Origin of the sequence: Pseudacidovorax sp. 1753 (genome assembly GCF_040544975.1) — a bacterium.
Lineage (GTDB): Bacteria > Pseudomonadota > Gammaproteobacteria > Burkholderiales > Burkholderiaceae_C > Xenophilus.
The window spans coordinates 41379-58087 of record NZ_JBEPKY010000023.1 but is presented as its reverse complement, the minus strand read 5'-3'; the positions used below and the strand labels follow the sequence as shown (position 1 = coordinate 58087).

The 16709-nt window shown below is 72.0% G+C and carries 16 protein-coding genes; 4 read left to right on the top strand and 12 right to left on the bottom strand.

Features of this window, described 5'->3' with window-relative positions:
• Positions 1–13: 13 nt before the first annotated feature.
• The 3 genes from ABIC63_RS24395 to ABIC63_RS24385 are packed head-to-tail and all read right to left on the bottom strand — an operon-like array spanning position 14 to position 3016.
• Entirely contained in the window at positions 14–1303 is a 1290-nt protein-coding gene (locus ABIC63_RS24395) for an acetyl-CoA hydrolase/transferase family protein (protein WP_354321692.1), read from the bottom strand.
• Complete coding sequence (locus ABIC63_RS24390; RefSeq protein ID WP_354321691.1) at positions 1300–2100, bottom strand: enoyl-CoA hydratase/isomerase family protein; 801 nt, start codon at positions 2098–2100, stop codon at positions 1300–1302. The genes ABIC63_RS24395 and ABIC63_RS24390 overlap by 4 nt, the downstream gene beginning before the upstream one ends.
• 10 nt (positions 2101–2110) lie before the next feature.
• A complete protein-coding gene (locus ABIC63_RS24385; protein WP_354321721.1) occupies positions 2111–3016 on the bottom strand; it encodes an SDR family NAD(P)-dependent oxidoreductase in 906 nt (301 codons plus the stop codon).
• A gap of 256 nt (positions 3017–3272) precedes the next feature.
• On the opposite strand from ABIC63_RS24385, the gene ABIC63_RS24380 reads away from it, so the two are divergent.
• Both ABIC63_RS24380 and ABIC63_RS24375 read left to right on the top strand, forming a co-directional pair.
• Complete coding sequence (locus tag ABIC63_RS24380) at positions 3273–4439, top strand: acyl-CoA dehydrogenase family protein (protein WP_294377876.1); 1167 nt, start codon at positions 3273–3275, stop codon at positions 4437–4439.
• Between the two features lie 14 nt (positions 4440–4453).
• The gene (locus ABIC63_RS24375) at positions 4454–5821 is read left to right on the top strand and encodes an MmgE/PrpD family protein (protein ID WP_354321690.1); all 1368 of its coding nucleotides are present in this window, start codon (positions 4454–4456) and stop codon (positions 5819–5821) included.
• Between the two features lie 70 nt (positions 5822–5891).
• Here ABIC63_RS24375 and ABIC63_RS24370 read toward each other — a convergent pair whose 3' ends face one another.
• Positions 5892–6749, bottom strand: a complete 858-nt coding sequence (locus ABIC63_RS24370; RefSeq protein WP_354321689.1) for an HTD2 family dehydratase — start codon at positions 6747–6749, stop codon at positions 5892–5894.
• A 231-nt stretch (positions 6750–6980) separates the two neighbouring features.
• On the opposite strand from ABIC63_RS24370, the gene ABIC63_RS24365 reads away from it, so the two are divergent.
• Positions 6981–7907 (top strand): LysR substrate-binding domain-containing protein, encoded by a 927-nt coding sequence (locus ABIC63_RS24365; RefSeq protein ID WP_354321688.1) that lies wholly within the window; start codon positions 6981–6983, stop codon positions 7905–7907.
• Positions 7908–7920: 13 nt separating this feature from the next.
• Here the strand turns inward: ABIC63_RS24365 and ABIC63_RS24360 are convergent, their stop codons facing one another.
• From ABIC63_RS24360 to ABIC63_RS24345, 4 genes are all read right to left on the bottom strand, one after another.
• Entirely contained in the window at positions 7921–10170 is a 2250-nt protein-coding gene (locus ABIC63_RS24360; RefSeq protein WP_354321687.1) for a TonB-dependent receptor, read from the bottom strand.
• Positions 10171–10302: 132 nt separating this feature from the next.
• On the bottom strand, positions 10303–11067 hold the full coding sequence (locus ABIC63_RS24355; protein ID WP_354321686.1) for a class II glutamine amidotransferase: 765 nt from the start codon (positions 11065–11067) through the stop codon (positions 10303–10305).
• Between the two features lie 33 nt (positions 11068–11100).
• A complete protein-coding gene (locus ABIC63_RS24350; protein WP_294377894.1) occupies positions 11101–11496 on the bottom strand; it encodes a VOC family protein in 396 nt (131 codons plus the stop codon).
• A 105-nt stretch (positions 11497–11601) separates the two neighbouring features.
• Positions 11602–13095 (bottom strand): DHA2 family efflux MFS transporter permease subunit, encoded by a 1494-nt coding sequence (locus tag ABIC63_RS24345; protein WP_354321685.1) that lies wholly within the window; start codon positions 13093–13095, stop codon positions 11602–11604.
• Between the two features lie 216 nt (positions 13096–13311).
• On the opposite strand from ABIC63_RS24345, the gene ABIC63_RS24340 reads away from it, so the two are divergent.
• A complete protein-coding gene (locus ABIC63_RS24340) occupies positions 13312–14712 on the top strand; it encodes a zinc-binding metallopeptidase family protein (protein ID WP_354321684.1) in 1401 nt (466 codons plus the stop codon).
• Positions 14713–14729: 17 nt separating this feature from the next.
• Here ABIC63_RS24340 and ABIC63_RS24335 read toward each other — a convergent pair whose 3' ends face one another.
• Genes ABIC63_RS24335 through ABIC63_RS24320 form a run of 4 tightly spaced genes read right to left on the bottom strand, consistent with a single transcriptional unit; the run spans position 14730 to position 16583 of the window.
• Positions 14730–14975, bottom strand: a complete 246-nt coding sequence (locus tag ABIC63_RS24335; protein WP_354321683.1) for a zinc ribbon domain-containing protein — start codon at positions 14973–14975, stop codon at positions 14730–14732.
• Positions 14966–15721 (bottom strand): OmpA family protein, encoded by a 756-nt coding sequence (locus tag ABIC63_RS24330; protein WP_354321682.1) that lies wholly within the window; start codon positions 15719–15721, stop codon positions 14966–14968. The genes ABIC63_RS24335 and ABIC63_RS24330 overlap by 10 nt, the downstream gene beginning before the upstream one ends.
• Positions 15718–16326 carry a hypothetical protein gene (locus ABIC63_RS24325; RefSeq protein WP_294377905.1) on the bottom strand — a complete coding sequence of 203 codons (609 nt, stop codon included), beginning with the start codon at positions 16324–16326 and terminating at the stop codon, positions 15718–15720. The genes ABIC63_RS24330 and ABIC63_RS24325 overlap by 4 nt, the downstream gene beginning before the upstream one ends.
• Positions 16323–16583, bottom strand: coding sequence for a hypothetical protein (locus tag ABIC63_RS24320; RefSeq protein ID WP_354321681.1), 261 nt, complete (start codon positions 16581–16583; stop codon positions 16323–16325). Before ABIC63_RS24320 ends, ABIC63_RS24325 begins: the two co-directional genes overlap by 4 nt.
• Positions 16584–16709 lie beyond the last annotated feature (126 nt).

The following is a 16709-nucleotide window of genomic DNA, read 5'->3' as shown; positions in this document are numbered from 1 at the left end:
AAGGGAAGGGCGGTCAATGGAAGGCCGCGCCGCACTGGCGCAGCAGCGCATGCGCCTCGTCGGCCAGGGCGGCGCGATGCGCGGGCGCGGCGATGTCGATCAGGCGCTGCACGCGGCGCGACAGCGGCTGGCCGCGCAGGTCGGCCACGCCGTGCTCGGTGACGATGAGGCCGGCATCGCTGCGGGCCGTGCTCACGGGACCGGACAGGCGGGCCACGACGCGGCTGCGGCCCTGGTGCGTGGCAGGCAGCGCCACGATGGGCAATCCGCCGCGGCTGCGTGCGGCGCCGCGCAGGAAGTCGGCCGCGCCGCCCACCGCGCCCACGTACACGCCGCCGGCGACCTCGGCATTGACCTGGCCGGTGAGGTCGACCTCGATGGCGCTGTTGATGGCGGCCAGACGATGGCTGTCCGCCAGCACCTGCGCATCGTGTGTGTAGCCGGTGTCGCGCAACTGCAGCGCCGGGTTGCGGTGGGCCCAGCGCCGCAGCGCGGCCGTGCCCATGAGGATGCCGGCGATGCCCGTGCCGGCATCGCGCGTCTTGCGGGCATGCGTGAGCACGCCGGCTTCGGCCAGCGCGGCCACGCCGTCGCCGGCCACGCCGCTGTGCAGGCCCAGGTCGCGATGGCCGTGCAGGGCGGCCAGCACCGCCTCGGGCAGGTTGCCCACGCCCAGCTGCAGCGTGGCACCGTCCTCCACCAGGCCGGCGATGTGCGTGGCGATGGCCTGCTCGGCCGGGCTGGGCGCGCTGCGCTGCAGGTCGGGCGGCGGCTCGGTGGCCCCCACGAGCAGGTCGAAATCCGCCCGCTGCAGCAGCGGGCCGCCGGCCGTCCAGGGCACGTCGGCGTTCACCTCGCCGATCAGCACGCGGGCGCGGGCGATGGCGGCCGGCAGGTATTCGCAGGCCAGGCCCAGGCTGAAGCGGCCCTGGGCGTCGGGCGGCGGCAACTGCAGCAGCACCACGTCCGCGGCCAGCCGGCCGTCCGCGAGCAGCGCCGGCAGCTGCGAGTAATGGCAGGGCAGGATGTCCAGCACGCCGGCCTGGGCCAGGGCGCGGTGGGCGCCGCCGGCCGCATAGCCGAAGAAGTCCAGCACGTCGGCCTGCGCAGGCTGCAGCGTGTCCGACGCGGCGATGCCCACGAACACCCGCAGCCGCCCGCCGGCCGCCATCGCATGGCGATGCGCCACCAGCGCGCGGGTCAGCGTCAGCGGCTCGGCGGTGGCCTGGCCCCACCAGAGCGTGTCGCCGGGGCGCACCAGCGACTGCAACCGCTGCGCGAGCGCTGCCTGCGTGGCCGTCATGCGTCGCGGTTCCAGTCGAAGCGCAGCGGCTGCTTGTCGCGGAAGCGCTGCACCGCGTCCTGGTGGTAGGCCGAGCTGCGGCACATCGTCTGTGCATAGGCCTCCATCTCGGCCAGGGCGGCGGCGTCCTGCTCGAAGGCGCGGTTCATGATGGTCTTGGCCATGCCGATGGCAGCGGTGGAGGCCTGGCCGAAGCGCCGGGCCAGGCCCAGGGCCGCCGCCTGCAGCGCCTCGGCGTCCTCCACCACCTGGTAGACGATGCCCAGCGACTGCGCTTCCTCGGCACCGAAGCTGCGGGCGGTGAAGACCAGCTCCTTGGCCTTCTGCCGGCCCACGATGCGCGGCAGCAGGTGCATGGCGCCCAGGTCGGGCACCAGGCCGATGCGGCCGAACACGGCGCAGAAGCTGGCGCGGCGCGTGGCCAGCACGAAGTCGGCCGCCAGCGCCAGGCTCAGGCCGGCGCCGAAGGCGGGGCCGTCCACCGCGGCGATGACCGGCTTCTCCAGGTTCTCCAGCGCCGGGAACCACTGGTGCAGCTGGCGGATGCGGTCGCGCCAGGGCAGGCCGGCCTGGGCCGGGTCCAGCATCTGGCCGATGTCGCCGCCGGAGCAGAAGGCGCCGCCGGCGCCCTGCAGGATCACGGTGTGCACCTGCGCGTCGTCGCGCATGCGGGCGATGGCCGCGGCCAGCGCCGGGCGCATGGCCTGGCTCAGGGCGTTGCGCGTCTCGGGACGGTTGAGCGTGAGGGTGCCCACGCCGTCCTGCACGTCGGCGAGGATGGGGCTGTCGTCGGACATGGCGGGTGCGTCAGACCGGGTCCCAACTGAACACGTCGGCCGAGCGGTCCATCGGCACGAAGGCGGCCTTGAGCGCGGGCATGCCGTGCTCGGCGATGAACTGCGGCGACCAGCCCTCGCTGCGGTGCACCGAGCGCAGCGGCCGCGGCTGGCTCATGACGAAGATCTCGTTGTTGCGCACCGCGAAGACCTGCGCATTGACCCCGGCCGCCGCGTCCGACAGCAGGTAGACGGCCAGCGGTGCGATCTTGCCGGGCGTCATCTGGCGCAGCTTCTCGACGCGGGCCTGCTGCTCCGGCGTGTCGGTGGGAATGGAGCCGATCATGCGGCTCCAGGCGAAGGGCGAGATGCAGTTGGAGCGCACGTTGAACTTCTGCATGTCCAGCGCAATGCTCTTCGACAGCGCCACCAGCCCCAGCTTGGCCGCGCTGTAGTTGGCCTGGCCGAAGTTGCCGATGAGGCCGGAGGTGGAGGTCATGTGCACGAAGGCGCCGCTCTCCTGCTCCTTGAAGTGGTTGGCCGCGGCGCGGCTCATGTGGAAGCTGCCGTACAGGTGCACGCGGATCACCGCGTCCCATTCGTCCACGCTCATCTTGTGGAAGAAGCGGTCGCGCAGGATGCCCGCGTTGTTGACCACGCCGTCGATGCGCCCGAAGTGGTCGAGCGCGCACTGCACGATGCGGCCCGCACTGGCCGCCTCCGAGACGCTGTCGGTGCTGGCCGCGGCCTGGCCGCCCGCGGCGCGGATCTCGTCCACCACGCGCTGGGCCGGACCGGCATCGGTGCCTTCGCCGGTGGTGGAGGTGCCGATGTCGTTGACCACCACGCGCGCCCCCTCGGCCGCCAGCGCCAGGGCCATGTCGCGGCCGATGCCGCCGCCTGCGCCCGTGACCACCACCACCTTGTCCTGCACCATCTTCTGTCCGGCCATGTCTCGTCCTTGTCGGTTCTGATGGCGCGAGCTTCGCCGCATCGGGGTCGCCGCACCATTCGCCATTGCGAAGGCCGGGCTTCGGCTGCATGGAAGGGCACGCCTTCGCGTGCATGGAGGGGGCGCCTTCATCGATGCGAAAGCCCCGCTTCCACAAAGCCGGCTTGCCGCGGCGCCGCTGCCCGCCGACCATCGCGGCCATGAAGAAGAGCCTCTTCGCGGCCCCGGCCGCCGCCACGCCATGATCGACAAGACGCTGTCCGACAACCACCACGACATCCGCGATGCCGTGCGCGCGCTGTGCGCCGGATTCCCCGACGCCTACTTCCGCGAGGTGGACGCGCAGCGCGCCTACCCCGAGGCCTTCGTCGATGCGCTCACCCGCGCCGGCTGGCTGGCGGCGCTGATCCCGCAGGAATACGGTGGCTCGGGCCTCGGCCTCACCGAGGCCAGCGTGGTGATGGAGGAGATCAACCGCTGCGGCGGCAACGCCGGCGCCTGCCACGGCCAGATGTACAACATGGGCACGCTGCTGCGCCACGGCTCCGAGGCCCAGAAGCAGCGCTTCCTGCCGCGCATCGCCAGCGGCGAATGGCGCTTGCAGTCGATGGGCGTGACCGAGCCCACCACCGGCACCGACACCACGAAGATCAAGACCACCGCCGTCAAGAAGGACGGCCGCTACGTGGTCAACGGCCAGAAGGTGTGGATCAGCCGCGTGCAGCATTCCGACTGGATGATCCTGCTCGCGCGCACCACGCCGCTGGCCGAGGTGACGAAGAAGTCCGAGGGCATGTCGATCTTCATGGTCGACCTGAAGGAGGCGCAGCAGCGCGGCCTGACCGTGCGGCCCATCGCCAACATGGTCAACCACGAGACCAACGAGCTGTTCTTCGAGAACCTGGAGATCCCCGAGGAGAACCTCATCGGCCAGGAAGGCCTGGGCTTCAAGTACATCCTCGACGGGCTGAACGCCGAACGCACGCTGATCGCCGCCGAATGCATCGGCGACGGCTACTGGTTCATCGACCGCGTGACGCACTACGTGCGCGAGCGGCAGGTCTTCGGCCGGCCCATCGGCCAGAACCAGGGCGTGCAGTTCCCCATCGCCGATGCCTTCATCGAGGTCGAGGCCGCCAACCTGATGCGCTGGAAGGCCTGCGAGCTGTTCGACGCGCATCAGCCCATGGGCGCGCAGGCCAACATGGCCAAGTACCTGGCGGCCAAGGCGAGCTGGGAGGCTGCCAACGCCTGCCTGCAGTTCCACGGCGGCTTCGGCTTCGCCTGCGAATACGACGTGGAGCGCAAGTTCCGCGAGACGCGGCTCTACCAAGTGGCACCCATTTCCACCAACCTGATCTATTCGTATGTGGCCGAGCATGTGCTCGGCCTGCCTCGGTCGTTTTGAGACCACCCCCCGCCATGAAGAACGAAACCCCCGCCGCCGTCCACCCGCTGGCCGTCTTCGCCGCCACGCTCGACTGGCAGGACGTGCCCGTGCCGGTGCGCCGCCGCACCAAGGACCTGCTGGTGGACTGGTTCGGCTCGGTGCTGGCCGGCCAGGGGGCGCGGCCGGTGCGCAGCATCGCCGGCTTCGCACTGGCGCAGGGGCCGGAGACCGGGCCCTGCGAAGTCATCGGCCACGCAAGGGGCAGCGCGCCGCTGGCGGCCTCGCTGGCCAATGCCGCGGCCTCACACGTGGCAGAGCAGGACGACGTGCACAACGGCTCGGTGTTCCACCCGGCTGCGGTCGTGTTCGCGCCCGCACTCGCCGTGGCGCAGCAGCAGGGCGCCAGCGGCATCGACCTGCTGGCGGCCTGCGTGGCGGGCTACGAGGTGGGCATCCGCGTGGGCGAGTTCCTGGGCCGCAGCCACTACCGCGTGTTCCACACCACGGCCACGGCCGGCACGCTGGCCGCCGCCGCGGCAGTGGGGCGGCTGCTGCGGCTCACGCCGCTGCAGATGCAGCATGCCTTCGGCTCGGCCGGCACGCAGTCGGCGGGGCTGTGGGAGTTCCTGGCCACGGGCGCCGACAGCAAGCAGTTGCACACGGCCCATGCCGCCGCGGCGGGGTTGATGGCGGCCTGCCTGGCGCAGGACGGCTTCACCGGTGCCGCGGACATCTTCACCGGCGCGCGCGGCCTGGCGGCCGGCATGTCCACCGACGCCGATCCGGCGCGGCTGGTCGATGGCCTGAGCACGCGCTGGGCCACGGCCGAGACCTCGTTCAAGTGGCATGCCTCCTGCCGCCACACGCATCCCGCGGCCGATGCGCTGCTGCAGCTGATGAAGGCACACGGCATCCAGGCCAGCGACATCGCGCAGGTCACCTGCCATGTGCACCAGGGCGCGCTGGACGTGCTGGGGCCGGTGGTGTCGCCCGTCACGGTGCACCAGAGCAAGTTCTCCATGGGCACCGTGCTGGCCCTGGTGGCGCGCTTCGGCCATGCGGGCCTGGGCGAGTTCGACGCCGAGTTCCTGGCTCCCGCGACGGTGGCCCTGCGCGAGCGCGTGACGATGGTGCTGGACGCGGAGGTGGACGCCGCCTACCCGCGCCGGTGGATCGGCAAGGTGACGCTGCGCACCACCGATGGCCGCGTGCTGCAGGGCCGCGTGGACGAGCCCAAGGGCGATCCGGGCAACACCCTGTCGCGCGCGGAGATCACGGCCAAGGCCCTGCGCCTGGCCGCCTATGGCAGCCCGGCGCTGCCGGCGGATGCGGCGGCCGCGGCGGTCGAGCGCCTGTGGGGCATCGAACAGCAGCCGCGCGTGGGCTGGCTGCTGGGCTGAGTCCGGCTTGCGCCTGTCGGGGGCGCCAGGCGCCGGCCGGCGGCGCGGGCGCGATCGCCCGCGCCTCGCGTCAGCCCAGGGTGGCGCGGGCGTCCATCGTCAGGTGGCCCTCGGCGTCGCGCGCCCACAGGTGCACCGTGCCGTCCGCCTGCGGCGCACCGCAGACCTCGAAGCTGGCGATGTCGAAGGTGGGCTTCATCGCACGGAAGCTGAACTGCCGCACCGTGGCCTCGGGCCGGTGGCGGCGCAGCAGGTCCAGCAGCAGCGTGGCGATCAACGGGCCATGTACCACCAGGCCGGGATAGCCCTCCACCTCGGTGACGTAGCGCCGGTCGTAGTGGATGCGGTGGCCGTTGAAGGTCAGGGCCGAGTAGCGGAACAGCAGCACGTCGTCCGGCGCGATGCGGCGCACCCAGGCGGCCTCGGCCGTGGCCGCCACGGGAGGCGGCGGGACTTCGCCCGGTGCCGGCATGTCGCGGTAGACGATGTCGTGGCGCTCCTCGATGGCGAGTTCGCCATCGGCCTCGATGCGGTGGTCGACGTTGACGAACACCAGTGGTCCGGTGCGGCCCTCCTTCAGGCGCACGTCGGCGATGCGCGAGCTGCGCATGAGGGCCTGCCCCACGCGCAGCGGCCGGTGGAAGCTGAGCTGGCTGCCCGCCCACATGCGCCGCGGCAGCGGCACCGGCGGCAGGAAGCCCCCCCGCTGCGGATGGCCGTCGGGGCCCAGCTCGGACTGCGGCGCCGCGGGCAGGAAGTACAGCCAGTGCCACACCGGCGGGATCGGCGCGCCGGGCGCCTGGGGCGCGTCGTCGCGGTCCAGCGTGGCGGTGAGCGCGCGCAGCGGCGCGGCCGTGACCTGGTCGTGCAGCTGCTCGGTGCGGCCGATCCATTGGCGCAGGTGGTCGATGTCGAGGGGCTGGGGCATGCCGGTGTCTCCGTGGGGCCGGCGTCGAGGCGCTGGCGAAACGCCAGATTCTGGTCAGCCGCGGGCTAGCTGTGAAATACTGATTCCGGCTATCGGCTAGATGCCATCCGGCTAGCGATAGGCTGTGCCGTGCGGAGCATCTGCCCATGCAGGCCCCCAGGGCCTTCCCATCGTGCCGGCAGTGGCCATGCAGGCCGGCCTCTTCCTCCCTGAACCCCAGGACTTCCCCACATGGAGCTTCGCCAACTGCGCCTGTTCGTTGCCGTGAGCGAGGCAGGCAGCCTGCTCAAGGCCTCGGCCCAGGTGCATCTGGCGCAGCCTGCGCTGGGCCAGCAGATTGCGGCCCTGGAGGCCGAGCTGGCGGCGCCGCTCTTCGTGCGCTCCAGCCGCGGCATGACGCTCACGCCCGCGGGCAGCGTGTTCCTCGAACACGCCAAGGTGGTGCTGGCCGATGCCGAGCGGGCGCGCCTGGCGGTGCGCGAGGCGCTGGACGCGCCGCAGGGCGAGGTGGCCATCGGGTTGCCCACCACCGTCGCGCTGGTGGCCACGTTGCCCCTCCTGCGCGCCTGCCGCGAGCGGCTGCCGCAGGTGCGGCTCAAGCTGGTGGAGGGCTACAGCGGCTTCGTGCGCGAATGGCTGCTGTCGGGCCGGCTGGACCTGGCGCTGCTCTACGGCGATGCCCCGGAGCCCGGCCTGGCCAAGCAGCCCCTGCTGGACGACCGCCTGGTGCTGGTGACCAGTGCCGTGCAGGGCCGGGTGCCCCGGCGCATCGGCCTGGCCTCTTTGGCGCGCTGGCCGCTGGTGCTGCCGGGCCGCGAGCATGGCCTGCGCCGGCTGATCGACGAGGCCTGCGCGCCCGCAGGCGTGCAGCTGGACGTGGTGGCCGAGATCGAGTCGCTGGGCAGCGTCAAGCGCGCGGTGGAGGAGGGCATCGGCAGCACCATCCTGGCGGCCGGCGCCGTGGCCGAAGAGGTGGCGGCGGGCCGCCTGCGCACCATCGCCATCGACAGCCCCGCCATGCGCCGCCGCGTGGTGCGCGTCCTGGGCACCGCGCGCCCGCAGACCGTGGCCTGCGCCGCGGTCGATGCGCTGGTGGTGGACGTGCTGCGGGACATGGCGCGCTCTTCAGCCTGGCCAGCGACTTGGATCGGGCCCTGAACCCGCGCGCTGCTCAGAAGTCCACCGTGGCGCTCACGTTGAAGGTGCGCGGTGCGCCCTGCACCAGGTAGCCGTAGCCTGGATAGCCACCCACTGAGGCCCAGTAGTTGCGGTCCGTGGCGTTGTCGATGCGGGCGCGGAAGGTGACGGGCTTGCCCGCCACTTCGGTGAGGTAGCGTGCGCCGACGTCCAGGCGCGTCCAGCCGGGTACGCGCAGGGTGTTGGCGGCGTCGGCATAGCTGCTGCCGTTGCGCACGACGCGGCCGGTGAGGGCCAGGCCCGGCACGCCGGGCACGTCCCATTCCAGGCCGAGGCTGCCCTGGGCGCGCGCCACGCCGATCACGCGCTTGCCGTCGGTGGCGGCGCTGCCGGTGTTCTTCTGCTCGGCGTCCAGCCAGGTCACGCCGCCCAGCACGCGCAGGCCGCGGGTGATCTCGCCGAAGGTGTTGAGCTCCACGCCCTGGTGGCGGTCCTCGCCGCGGGCCGAGAAGATGCCGGTCGCCGTGTCCAGGTAGGCGCGCGGCTTCTCGGTGCTGAAGACGGCCACGGTGGCGCCGATGCGGCCACCGTCGTACTTGAGGCCCACTTCCTTCTGCTTGGAGACATACGGGGCCAGCGCCTGGCCGCCGTTGACCACCAGCACGCCGTTGGTGGCGGTCGGCGCCGTGTCGCCCTGCGCCAGGCCTTCGATGTAGTTGGCGTAGATCGACAGGTTGTCCTGCAGCCGGAAGACGACGCCCGCCACCGGGCTGGTGCGGCTCTGGTCGTAGCTGCTGATGCTGGTGCTGCCCGCCACGAAGCGGCCGGCATTGGCGACCACGTAAGGGATGCTGGTCGATTCGAGGGTCTGGTAGCGCGCGCCCAGCGTCACGCGCAGGCGGTCGTCCAGGAAGGACAGCGTGTCGCCCAGCGCCCAGCTCTTGAGCGTGGTGGTGCCGTTGAGCGCGGGGTGGGTGAGGTCGTTGCCCAGGTAGCTCAGGCCCGGCGCGAAGCGGGCGACCGGCGTGTAGATGCTGCTGGCGACCGAGGAGCCCGCCGCCAGGCCCATGGCATAGGCGTTCTTCTTCTGCAGGTCGTACCAGGAGTAGCCCAGCACCCATTCGTGGCCCACGCTGCCCGTGCGCAGCTTGCCGCGCAGGCCCAGCTCGGCCGTCTTCACGTCGTCCTCGCGGGTGTTGTCGAAGCGCGTGGCCGTGCTGGCGCCGGTGAAGGCGTTGTTGACCGTCGGATTGGCCAGCGCGTTGCTTTCGGCGCTGCGGCGGGCGCCGGCGGCGGCCCAGGCGGTGATGTCGGGCGTGATGTCGTACTCGCCGCGCAGGGAGCCGAAGGTGTCGCGCTCCATCGAATAGGTCCAGGGCTGCGCGTAGTTGCTGCGGCCGTCGGGCGCGCGCGGCACCACGGTGACGGCGCTACCCAGCGTCACGTTGGGCCGGGCCGCGTCGAGCCGGTGCTCCTGATGGCCGATGTCGGCCGACACCCGGGCATCGCGGCCGCGCCAGTCCAGGCCCACCGACAGTGCACTCAGCTTGACCGACTCGCCGTCGACGCCGGTGCCGCCGTCGCGGTGGGCGGCGTTCACGCGCACGCCCAGGCTCTGGTCCGGCCCGAAGCGCCGCGCGATGTCGGCTGCGGCATAGCCCTGCGAGCCGCTGGCGCCGCCCACGGTCAGCTGCGTCAGCGGCTCGTTGCCGGCGCGCTTGGGCAGCAGGTTGATGTTGCCGCCGATGCCGCCGCCCGAGGGCGTCGCGCCGTTGAGGAAGGCGCTGGCGCCGCGCAGCACCTCCACGCGCTCGAACAGCTCCGAGGCGATGTACTGCCGCGGCAGCAGGCCGTACAGGCCGTTGTAGGCGATGTCGTCCGAGTTCACGATGAAGCCGCGCATGAAGTACGACTCCTGGAAGTTGCCGAAGCCGCGCGCCACCCGCACCGAGGGGTCGTTCTGCAGCACGTCCGCCACGCTGCGGGCCTGCTGGTTCTGGATCAGTTCCTGCGTGTAGGCGGTGGTGGCGAAGGGCGTGGCCATCAGGTCGACGTTGCCCAGCAGGCCCACGCGCCCGCCGCGGGCAACCTGGCCGCCGGCATAGGGCTTGGTCAATCCTTCGGCCGAGGCGTCGGCGCTGGCCTCGACGGTGACGGTGGACAGCGTGCCGGCAGCGGCGGGTGCGGTCGTCGCGGCGGGCGGGGTCTGGGCCGAGGCGGCCAGCGCCTGCAGGGCCAGGCCGGCGGCCAGGGCCAGCGGCCCCGGCGTGAAGAGTCGGGTCATGGAGATGGGTCTTGAGAGAATGCGAATTGTTATTATTAGTTAACGCATCGTCAACGCAAGGCGGTGCAGGCGCAAGCCCGCCGTTGCAGCGTGGCCATCTCTCCGGGGGAGCCGCGAAGGGGCTCGGGGGTGTCAGCCCCTGCGTCTGCCGTTCTCGAAGACCCGCAACTCACCGGGCGCGAACGGCACCCAGGTCTCGTTGGTCGTGAGCGGTGCCGTCACCACCACCGCCACCCGGTCGTCGGGCGTGGTGTGCTGGGCGAAGTCCATCGACAGGTCCTCGTCCGCCAGCTGCGCCAGCGTGAATGGGTGCTGGCGCTCAATGGACCAGAGGTTGGTGGACGCATGTGCCCACAGCGCCTGCCCGTTGGAGAGCAGGAAGTTGAACGTGCCGTGCGTCGCGATGCGCGGGGCCAGTTCGCGCAGCGTGAGCGTCAGCTCGTCCACGCTCGGTACGTCGGCATGCGACTTGGCCAGCTCCTGCATCAGCCAGCAGAAGGCGTGCTCGCTGTCGGTGCCGCCCACGGGATGGAAGTTGCCGTGCAGCCGCGGGCGGAAGTCCTTCAGGTCGCCGTTGTGGGCGAACACCCAGTAGCGGCCCCACAGCTCGCGCACGAAGGGATGGCAGTTCTGCAGGTTGACCGCGCCCTGCGTCGCCTTGCGGATGTGCGCGATGACGTTGCGGCTCTTGATGGGGTAGCGGCGGATCAGCTCCGCCACCGGCGAGTCGCAGGCCGGCAGGTGGTCCACGAAGTGGCGCAGCCCGCGGTCCTCGAAGAAGGCGATGCCCCAGCCGTCCGCATGGTGGTCGGTGCGGCCGCCGCGCTGGGCGAAGCCGGTGAAGCTGAACTGCACGTCGGTGGGCACGTTGCAGTTCATTCCGAGGAGCTGGCACATGGCGGCGGCGGGGCGGTCGTTGCAAAGGGAGATTCAGGCCTTGCGGCTGGCGCGGTACAGCCCGCAGAGCTTGTGGCCGTCCGGGTCGCGCACATAGGCGAGGTGCATGGTGCCGTCGCCGCGGGGGCCCGGGGCGTCCTCGATGGCGGTGCCGCCATGCGCCACGGCCACGTCGTGGAACTGCTGCAGCTGCTCGGGCGACGTGCACTTGAAGCCGATGGTCGCGCCGTTGGAGACGGTGGGTGCCTCGCCGTTGATCGGCTCGGTGATGCCGAAGGTGTTGCCGTCGTGGCGCCAGAACACGCGCTGGTGGCCGCCCGGGCCGGTGTTGCGCATGCCTTCGGGCGCGCCCAGCACGCCGAGCACGGCGTCGTAGAAGCGCTTGGCGCGTTCGATGTCCTGGCTACCGACCATCACATGGTTGAGCATCTGCGGGATCTCCTTCGTTGTTGTCGGGCGGCTGGGGCCCGGGTTGAAAAAAGCGGCCCCGATTAGACCCGAGCCGTCGCGTCGCGGCTGTCGCGCACACTGCGGTCAGAGCGAGCCGCGGTGGTGCCGCTCCCGCAGCTGCAGCGCCGCCAGCAGCGCCAGGCCGCACAGCCCGGCCAGGATGAGGAACACCTCGTCGAAGGCCGCCAGCCGCGCCGGGCTGCTCTGCAACTGCGCCAGCGAATCGCCATGCACCGCCAGCCGCCATTCGAGCACCACGGCGCACAGGCTCACGCCCGCCGAGCCGCCCAGCTGCCGCAGGAAGCTGATGGCACTCGCACCCTGAGGGATCATGGCCTTGGGCAGCGGCCGCATCGAGCCGATGTTGAGCGAGGGCAGGATGAAGCCCAGCCCGATGCGCCCGATCACGGCATACAGCGTCAGCAGCCACAGCGGCCCGGCCAGCGACAGCGTGGGCATCAGCGCGAAGCTGACGGTCAGCAGCAAGAGGCCGGTGCTCACCAGCAGCCAGGTGGGGTGCCGATCGGCCAGCCGGCCCACGCCGGCGATGGTGAAGGCCAGCACGATGCCGGCCGGCAGCATGATGGTGCCCACGTGCGAGGCCGACAGGTGCAGCGCCACCTGCATGAACACCGGCAGCAGGTAGGTCGAGCCGAACAGCGCCGTGCCGTAGATGAAGGCCACCACCGTGCCCATGGCGAACTGGCGGTGGGTGAAGAGGCGCATGTCCATCAGCGGCTCGCCGCCGCGCGCGGCCAGGCGCCGCTCCCACCACACGAAGGTGGCCAGGGCGGCGGCGGCCAGCGCCAGCAGCAGGGCGGCCTGGCCGGGCGTCTCGCCGCGCAGCTCGACCAGGCCGTTGAGCAGGCACAGCGTGCCCGCGGTGCCGATCAGCAGGCCTCGCCAGTCCAGCGCATGGCTGCGGCCGGCCTGGGCGCCGCCGGGCGCCGTGGGCGGCACGAACTTCCAGGCCAGCCAGAAGGCCGCCAGGCAGAAGGGCACCACCATGAAGAAGATCGAGCGCCAGCCGGCCAGGTCCACCAGCACGCCGCCGATGCTGGGCCCCACGGCGGGCGCCAGCACCACGCCCATGCCGAAGATGCCGCTCGCCCGCCCCTGCTCGTGCGGCTCGAAGGCGCGCAGGATGATGATGGCCGGGATGGGCTGCACCACGCCCGCCGCCAGGCCTTCCATCACGCGCGCGGCCAGCACCAGCGTGAAGTGGTCGGACAGCCCGCCCAGCAGGCCGCCCGCCAGCAGCAGCACCATGGTGCCCACGTAGGTGCGCCGGTAGCCGAAGCGCGCCAGCAGCCACGGCGTGGTGAGCATCGAGGCGGTCATCGCCACCATGAAGCCGGAGCTGACCCACTGCGCCCGCTCCTGCCCCAGGCCGAAATGCCGGCTCAGGTCCGGGATGGCCACGTTGACCACGGTGGAGGACATGATCGAGGCCATCGTCCCCACCATGACCGACAGCAGCAGCAGCCAGCGGTAGCGCGGCCCGTAGCGTTGACGCATCGGCGAATGGGCGGGGGCCGGGGCGGGCGCGGAGGCGGGGGAAGGCGTGGGTGAGGTCATGGAGCAGCGGGCCGCGGAGGGCCGGCCTCCGCGCGGAACGGGCAGGGCCGTCCGGTCCTACAAGCATACGGGGCTTCGCCCGCCGAGCGGCCCGAGGGGGCGCCCGAACAATCTGCGGCGTTCGGGATGGAGCGGGCGGGGTTGTGCGTCTTCCAGCGTGCGCAGCCAGTCGTGCGCCTCCCGATCCCCCTATCCACGCACAACAAGGGAGTGCCCATGCCCCCATCCGAAACCTCATCCACCCACGTGCACAGCGGCGGCTCGCTGGCCGACGAATTGGCCGCGCCCGCCGTCAGCCGCGCCTACGTCTGCCAGTGCGGCCGGCCGGTCTATCTGCGCAACAGTCAGTGCCTGGCCTGCGGCACGCCACTGGGCTATGTGACCTCGCGGGTCGGTGTGCTGCCGCTGGCGCCCACCGACGATCCCGAGCTGTTCACCGTCTTCGGCGAGCCGGACGGGCCGCGCTACCGGCGCTGCGCCAACTTCAGCACCGCCGCCGGCTGCAACTGGCTGGTCCCTGAAGATGAGGAGCCCGACCCGGGCCCGGCCCACACCCACGGCCTCGCGCCGGGCCTGTGCCTGGCCTGCAGCGCCACACGCACCATCCCCGACCTGTCGGTGCCGGAGAACCCCGAGCTGTGGCTGAAGATGGAGACGGCCAAGCGCCGCCTGATGTCGCAGCTGCTGGCGCTGGGCCTGCCGATCAGCACCCGGCTGGCCGATCCGGCCCATGGCCTGGCGTTCGACTTCCTCTCCAACCTGCCGGGCGCACCGCGCGTGCTCACCGGGCATCAGGACGGCGTGATCACCCTCAACATCGAGGAAGGCGACGACGCCCAGCGCGAGAAGACGCGTGCCGAGATGCGCGAGCCTTACCGCACGCTGGTGGGCCATTTCCGCCACGAGATCGGCCACTACTACTGGGACGTGCTGGTCGCGCCCACGCCCTGGTTGGACGGCTTCCGCGCGCTGTTCGGCGACGAGACGCAAGACTACGGCCAAGCCCTGCAGCGCCACTACGAGAACGGCCCACCGGCCGACTGGGCGCTGCGCTACGTCACCAGCTACGCCAGCACCCATCCCTGGGAGGACTGGGCCGAGACCTGGGCGCACTACCTGCACATGGCCGACACGGTGGACACCGCCCTGAGCTTCGGCGTCAACGCCGTGAACGTCGAACTCACCAGCGACCTCTTCACCCGCGAGGACCTCTGGCAGCCCGAGCACGAGGACGCCGACCGCTTCCTCGACTTCCTCAACGGCTGGGTGCGGCTGACGAACGTGCTCAACGAGCTGTCGCGCAGCATGGGCCAGCCGGACTTCTATCCCTTCGTGCTGCCGCATGCGGCGGTGGGCAAGCTGCAGTTCATCCATCAGCTGGTGACCGCGCAGCGCGGCCAGCCGGCGCCGGTGCGCGCCGAGAGTGGCGAACCGGCGCCGGTGCAGGAGCCGCCGCCGGCCGGCGATCCGGTGCCGGTCCAGGATCCGTCGCCCGAGCCCGCCGTGTCGCAGCAGGACCAGGCGCCCGTCCCGGTCGAGGGCACCGCACCGCTGGTCACGGAAGCCCCTGCCGCGAACGCGGACGAGCCGTTGCCGCAGCAGCCGCTCGCTGCCTGATCGAACCGGCGGTGCGCTCAGCGCGCCGTCGTGAACATCACGATCAGCAGGGCGATGCCCGCCAGAAAGGCGAGCAGCCGCGCCACCCACGGAAACACCAGCCAGGCGCCCAGCACCGCGGCCAGGCGGCCGAGCAGGCCGGGCGTCACCAGGCGCTGATCGGCCGGACGACCCTTGGCGGCGATCGGCGCGCCGCAGTTGGGGCAGCTCGGCGCGCGCGGCGACACGCGGCGTCCGCAGTCGGGGCAGTCGATCAGCGCCATGGCATCTCCTTGCTCTGCGTCCATCCGTTCGACGCGCGCGGGCCGATCACGATCTCCACCCGCCGGTTCTTCTGCCGGCCTTCGGGGTCGTCCCGGCCATCGGGCCGGGTGTTGGCGGCGATGGGCTCGCGCCGGCCCAGGCCTTCGGTCTCCAGCTTTCGCGTGCCCGTCGCGGCGGCCAGCCGCTCGGCCACGCGCTGCGCGCGACGCAGAGACAGCGCGTCGTTGTAGGCGTCGCTGCCGCGCGCATCGGTGTGGCCGCGCACGCGCACGGGTGCATCGGGATAGCCCTGCAGCAGCTCGGCCGCGCGGGCCAGCGCGGGCTCGGCATCCGGCCGCAGGTCGGCCTTGTCGAAGTCGAAAAGCACGTCCGCCGGCAGGTCGACGACGATGGACTTTTGCGGTGTCGGCCGGGCGTTCAGCTCGGTCAGCAAGGTGCGGGTGCGGGCCAGGCGTGCGGGCGGCACCTCCGCCAGACGCAGCGTGGTGTCGGGCGCGGCGGCCTTGCCGAAGGTGGATTCGGCCGCGGCGCGCTGCCAGCTGCTGCCGGTGCCGGCCGGGCGCCATTCGCTGACGGGTGCGCCAACCGCCGGCTGCCAGCGCGTGGGCTCTCCGGCCAGCGACTGGGCGCTGCGCCGCACCTGATAGCCGCCACCCCCTGCGGTCGACGCTGGGGTCGCTTGTGCCATCGCGGCGCAGGCGACGAGCAGCCCGGCCGCGCCGACCACGGCTGCCGCGCGCTTCATCCGCCGGCCTTGAGCGGCAGCACCATCTCCAGGCCGGGGCTGTTGGTGTCGTCCGGCGGACTGCCTTCGTTGATGACGAGCTTGACCTGCCGCGCATCGGCCGGCACGGCGCCCAGGAAGACCAGCCGGCCTTCCATGGTGTCGCCGGTCTTGATCTTGAGGTAGCGGTTGTCCTCGGGCCGCTTGAGCATGAGCTTGTTGCCGGCCTCGTCCTGCAGGTAGGTGTCGCCGGACGCCATCTGCGTCCAGTTGGTGAGCGGGCTGGCGAAGGAGGCGCTGACGTCCAGCACGGTCGCATCGGGCCCCAGCTCCACGCCCTTCACGCGAACGGTGAGGCCGGCGCTGGCCACGCCCTGCACGGACAGGGGCAACTGGCGTGCGCTGGTGGGGGTGGCGGCGGTCGGCGCCGGAGCGGGCGCGGAAGCGCTGCCCTCGGCGGGCGCCGCCGTCGGTGCCACTGCGGGCGCTGGGCTTGCCATCGGCGCCGCGGCCGGTGCCGGCGTGGGGGTGGATGCTGCCGGTGTGCTGTCGCGGTCGGAGCAGGCGGCCAGCAGCCCTGCTGCCAGCGCGAGGGTGGCGATTGGAAAGGCGTGCGTGGGCTTCATCGGATGTTGACGCTGTTGACGTTGGCTGCGGCCCCGGCACCCCCTTGGGCGCAGTCGACGCCAGCCTTCACGTCGCGCGTGTTGCGGCCGGTGACGACGACGGTGCGGCCCTGCAGGGCGCGGCTGTCGATGGCGACGCTGTTGACGTTGGCGCCGGCCGTGGTGGCGGTGCCGTCGGCGCAGCGCACCTGCACGTTGCTGGCGCTGTTGCCAGTGACTTCGATGCGGTTGGTGCCGGTGCCGGGACGTTCGATCATGGTGGTCGTGCTTCGGTCGGGAGAAAGGCCAGCGGCCCAGCCGGCGCCTGCCACCAGGCCGGCGGCGAGCGCGGCCGCGACACGGGGCGCTCGCAAGGGGCTGCGGGCTGGCGCTGCGGGAGGGGT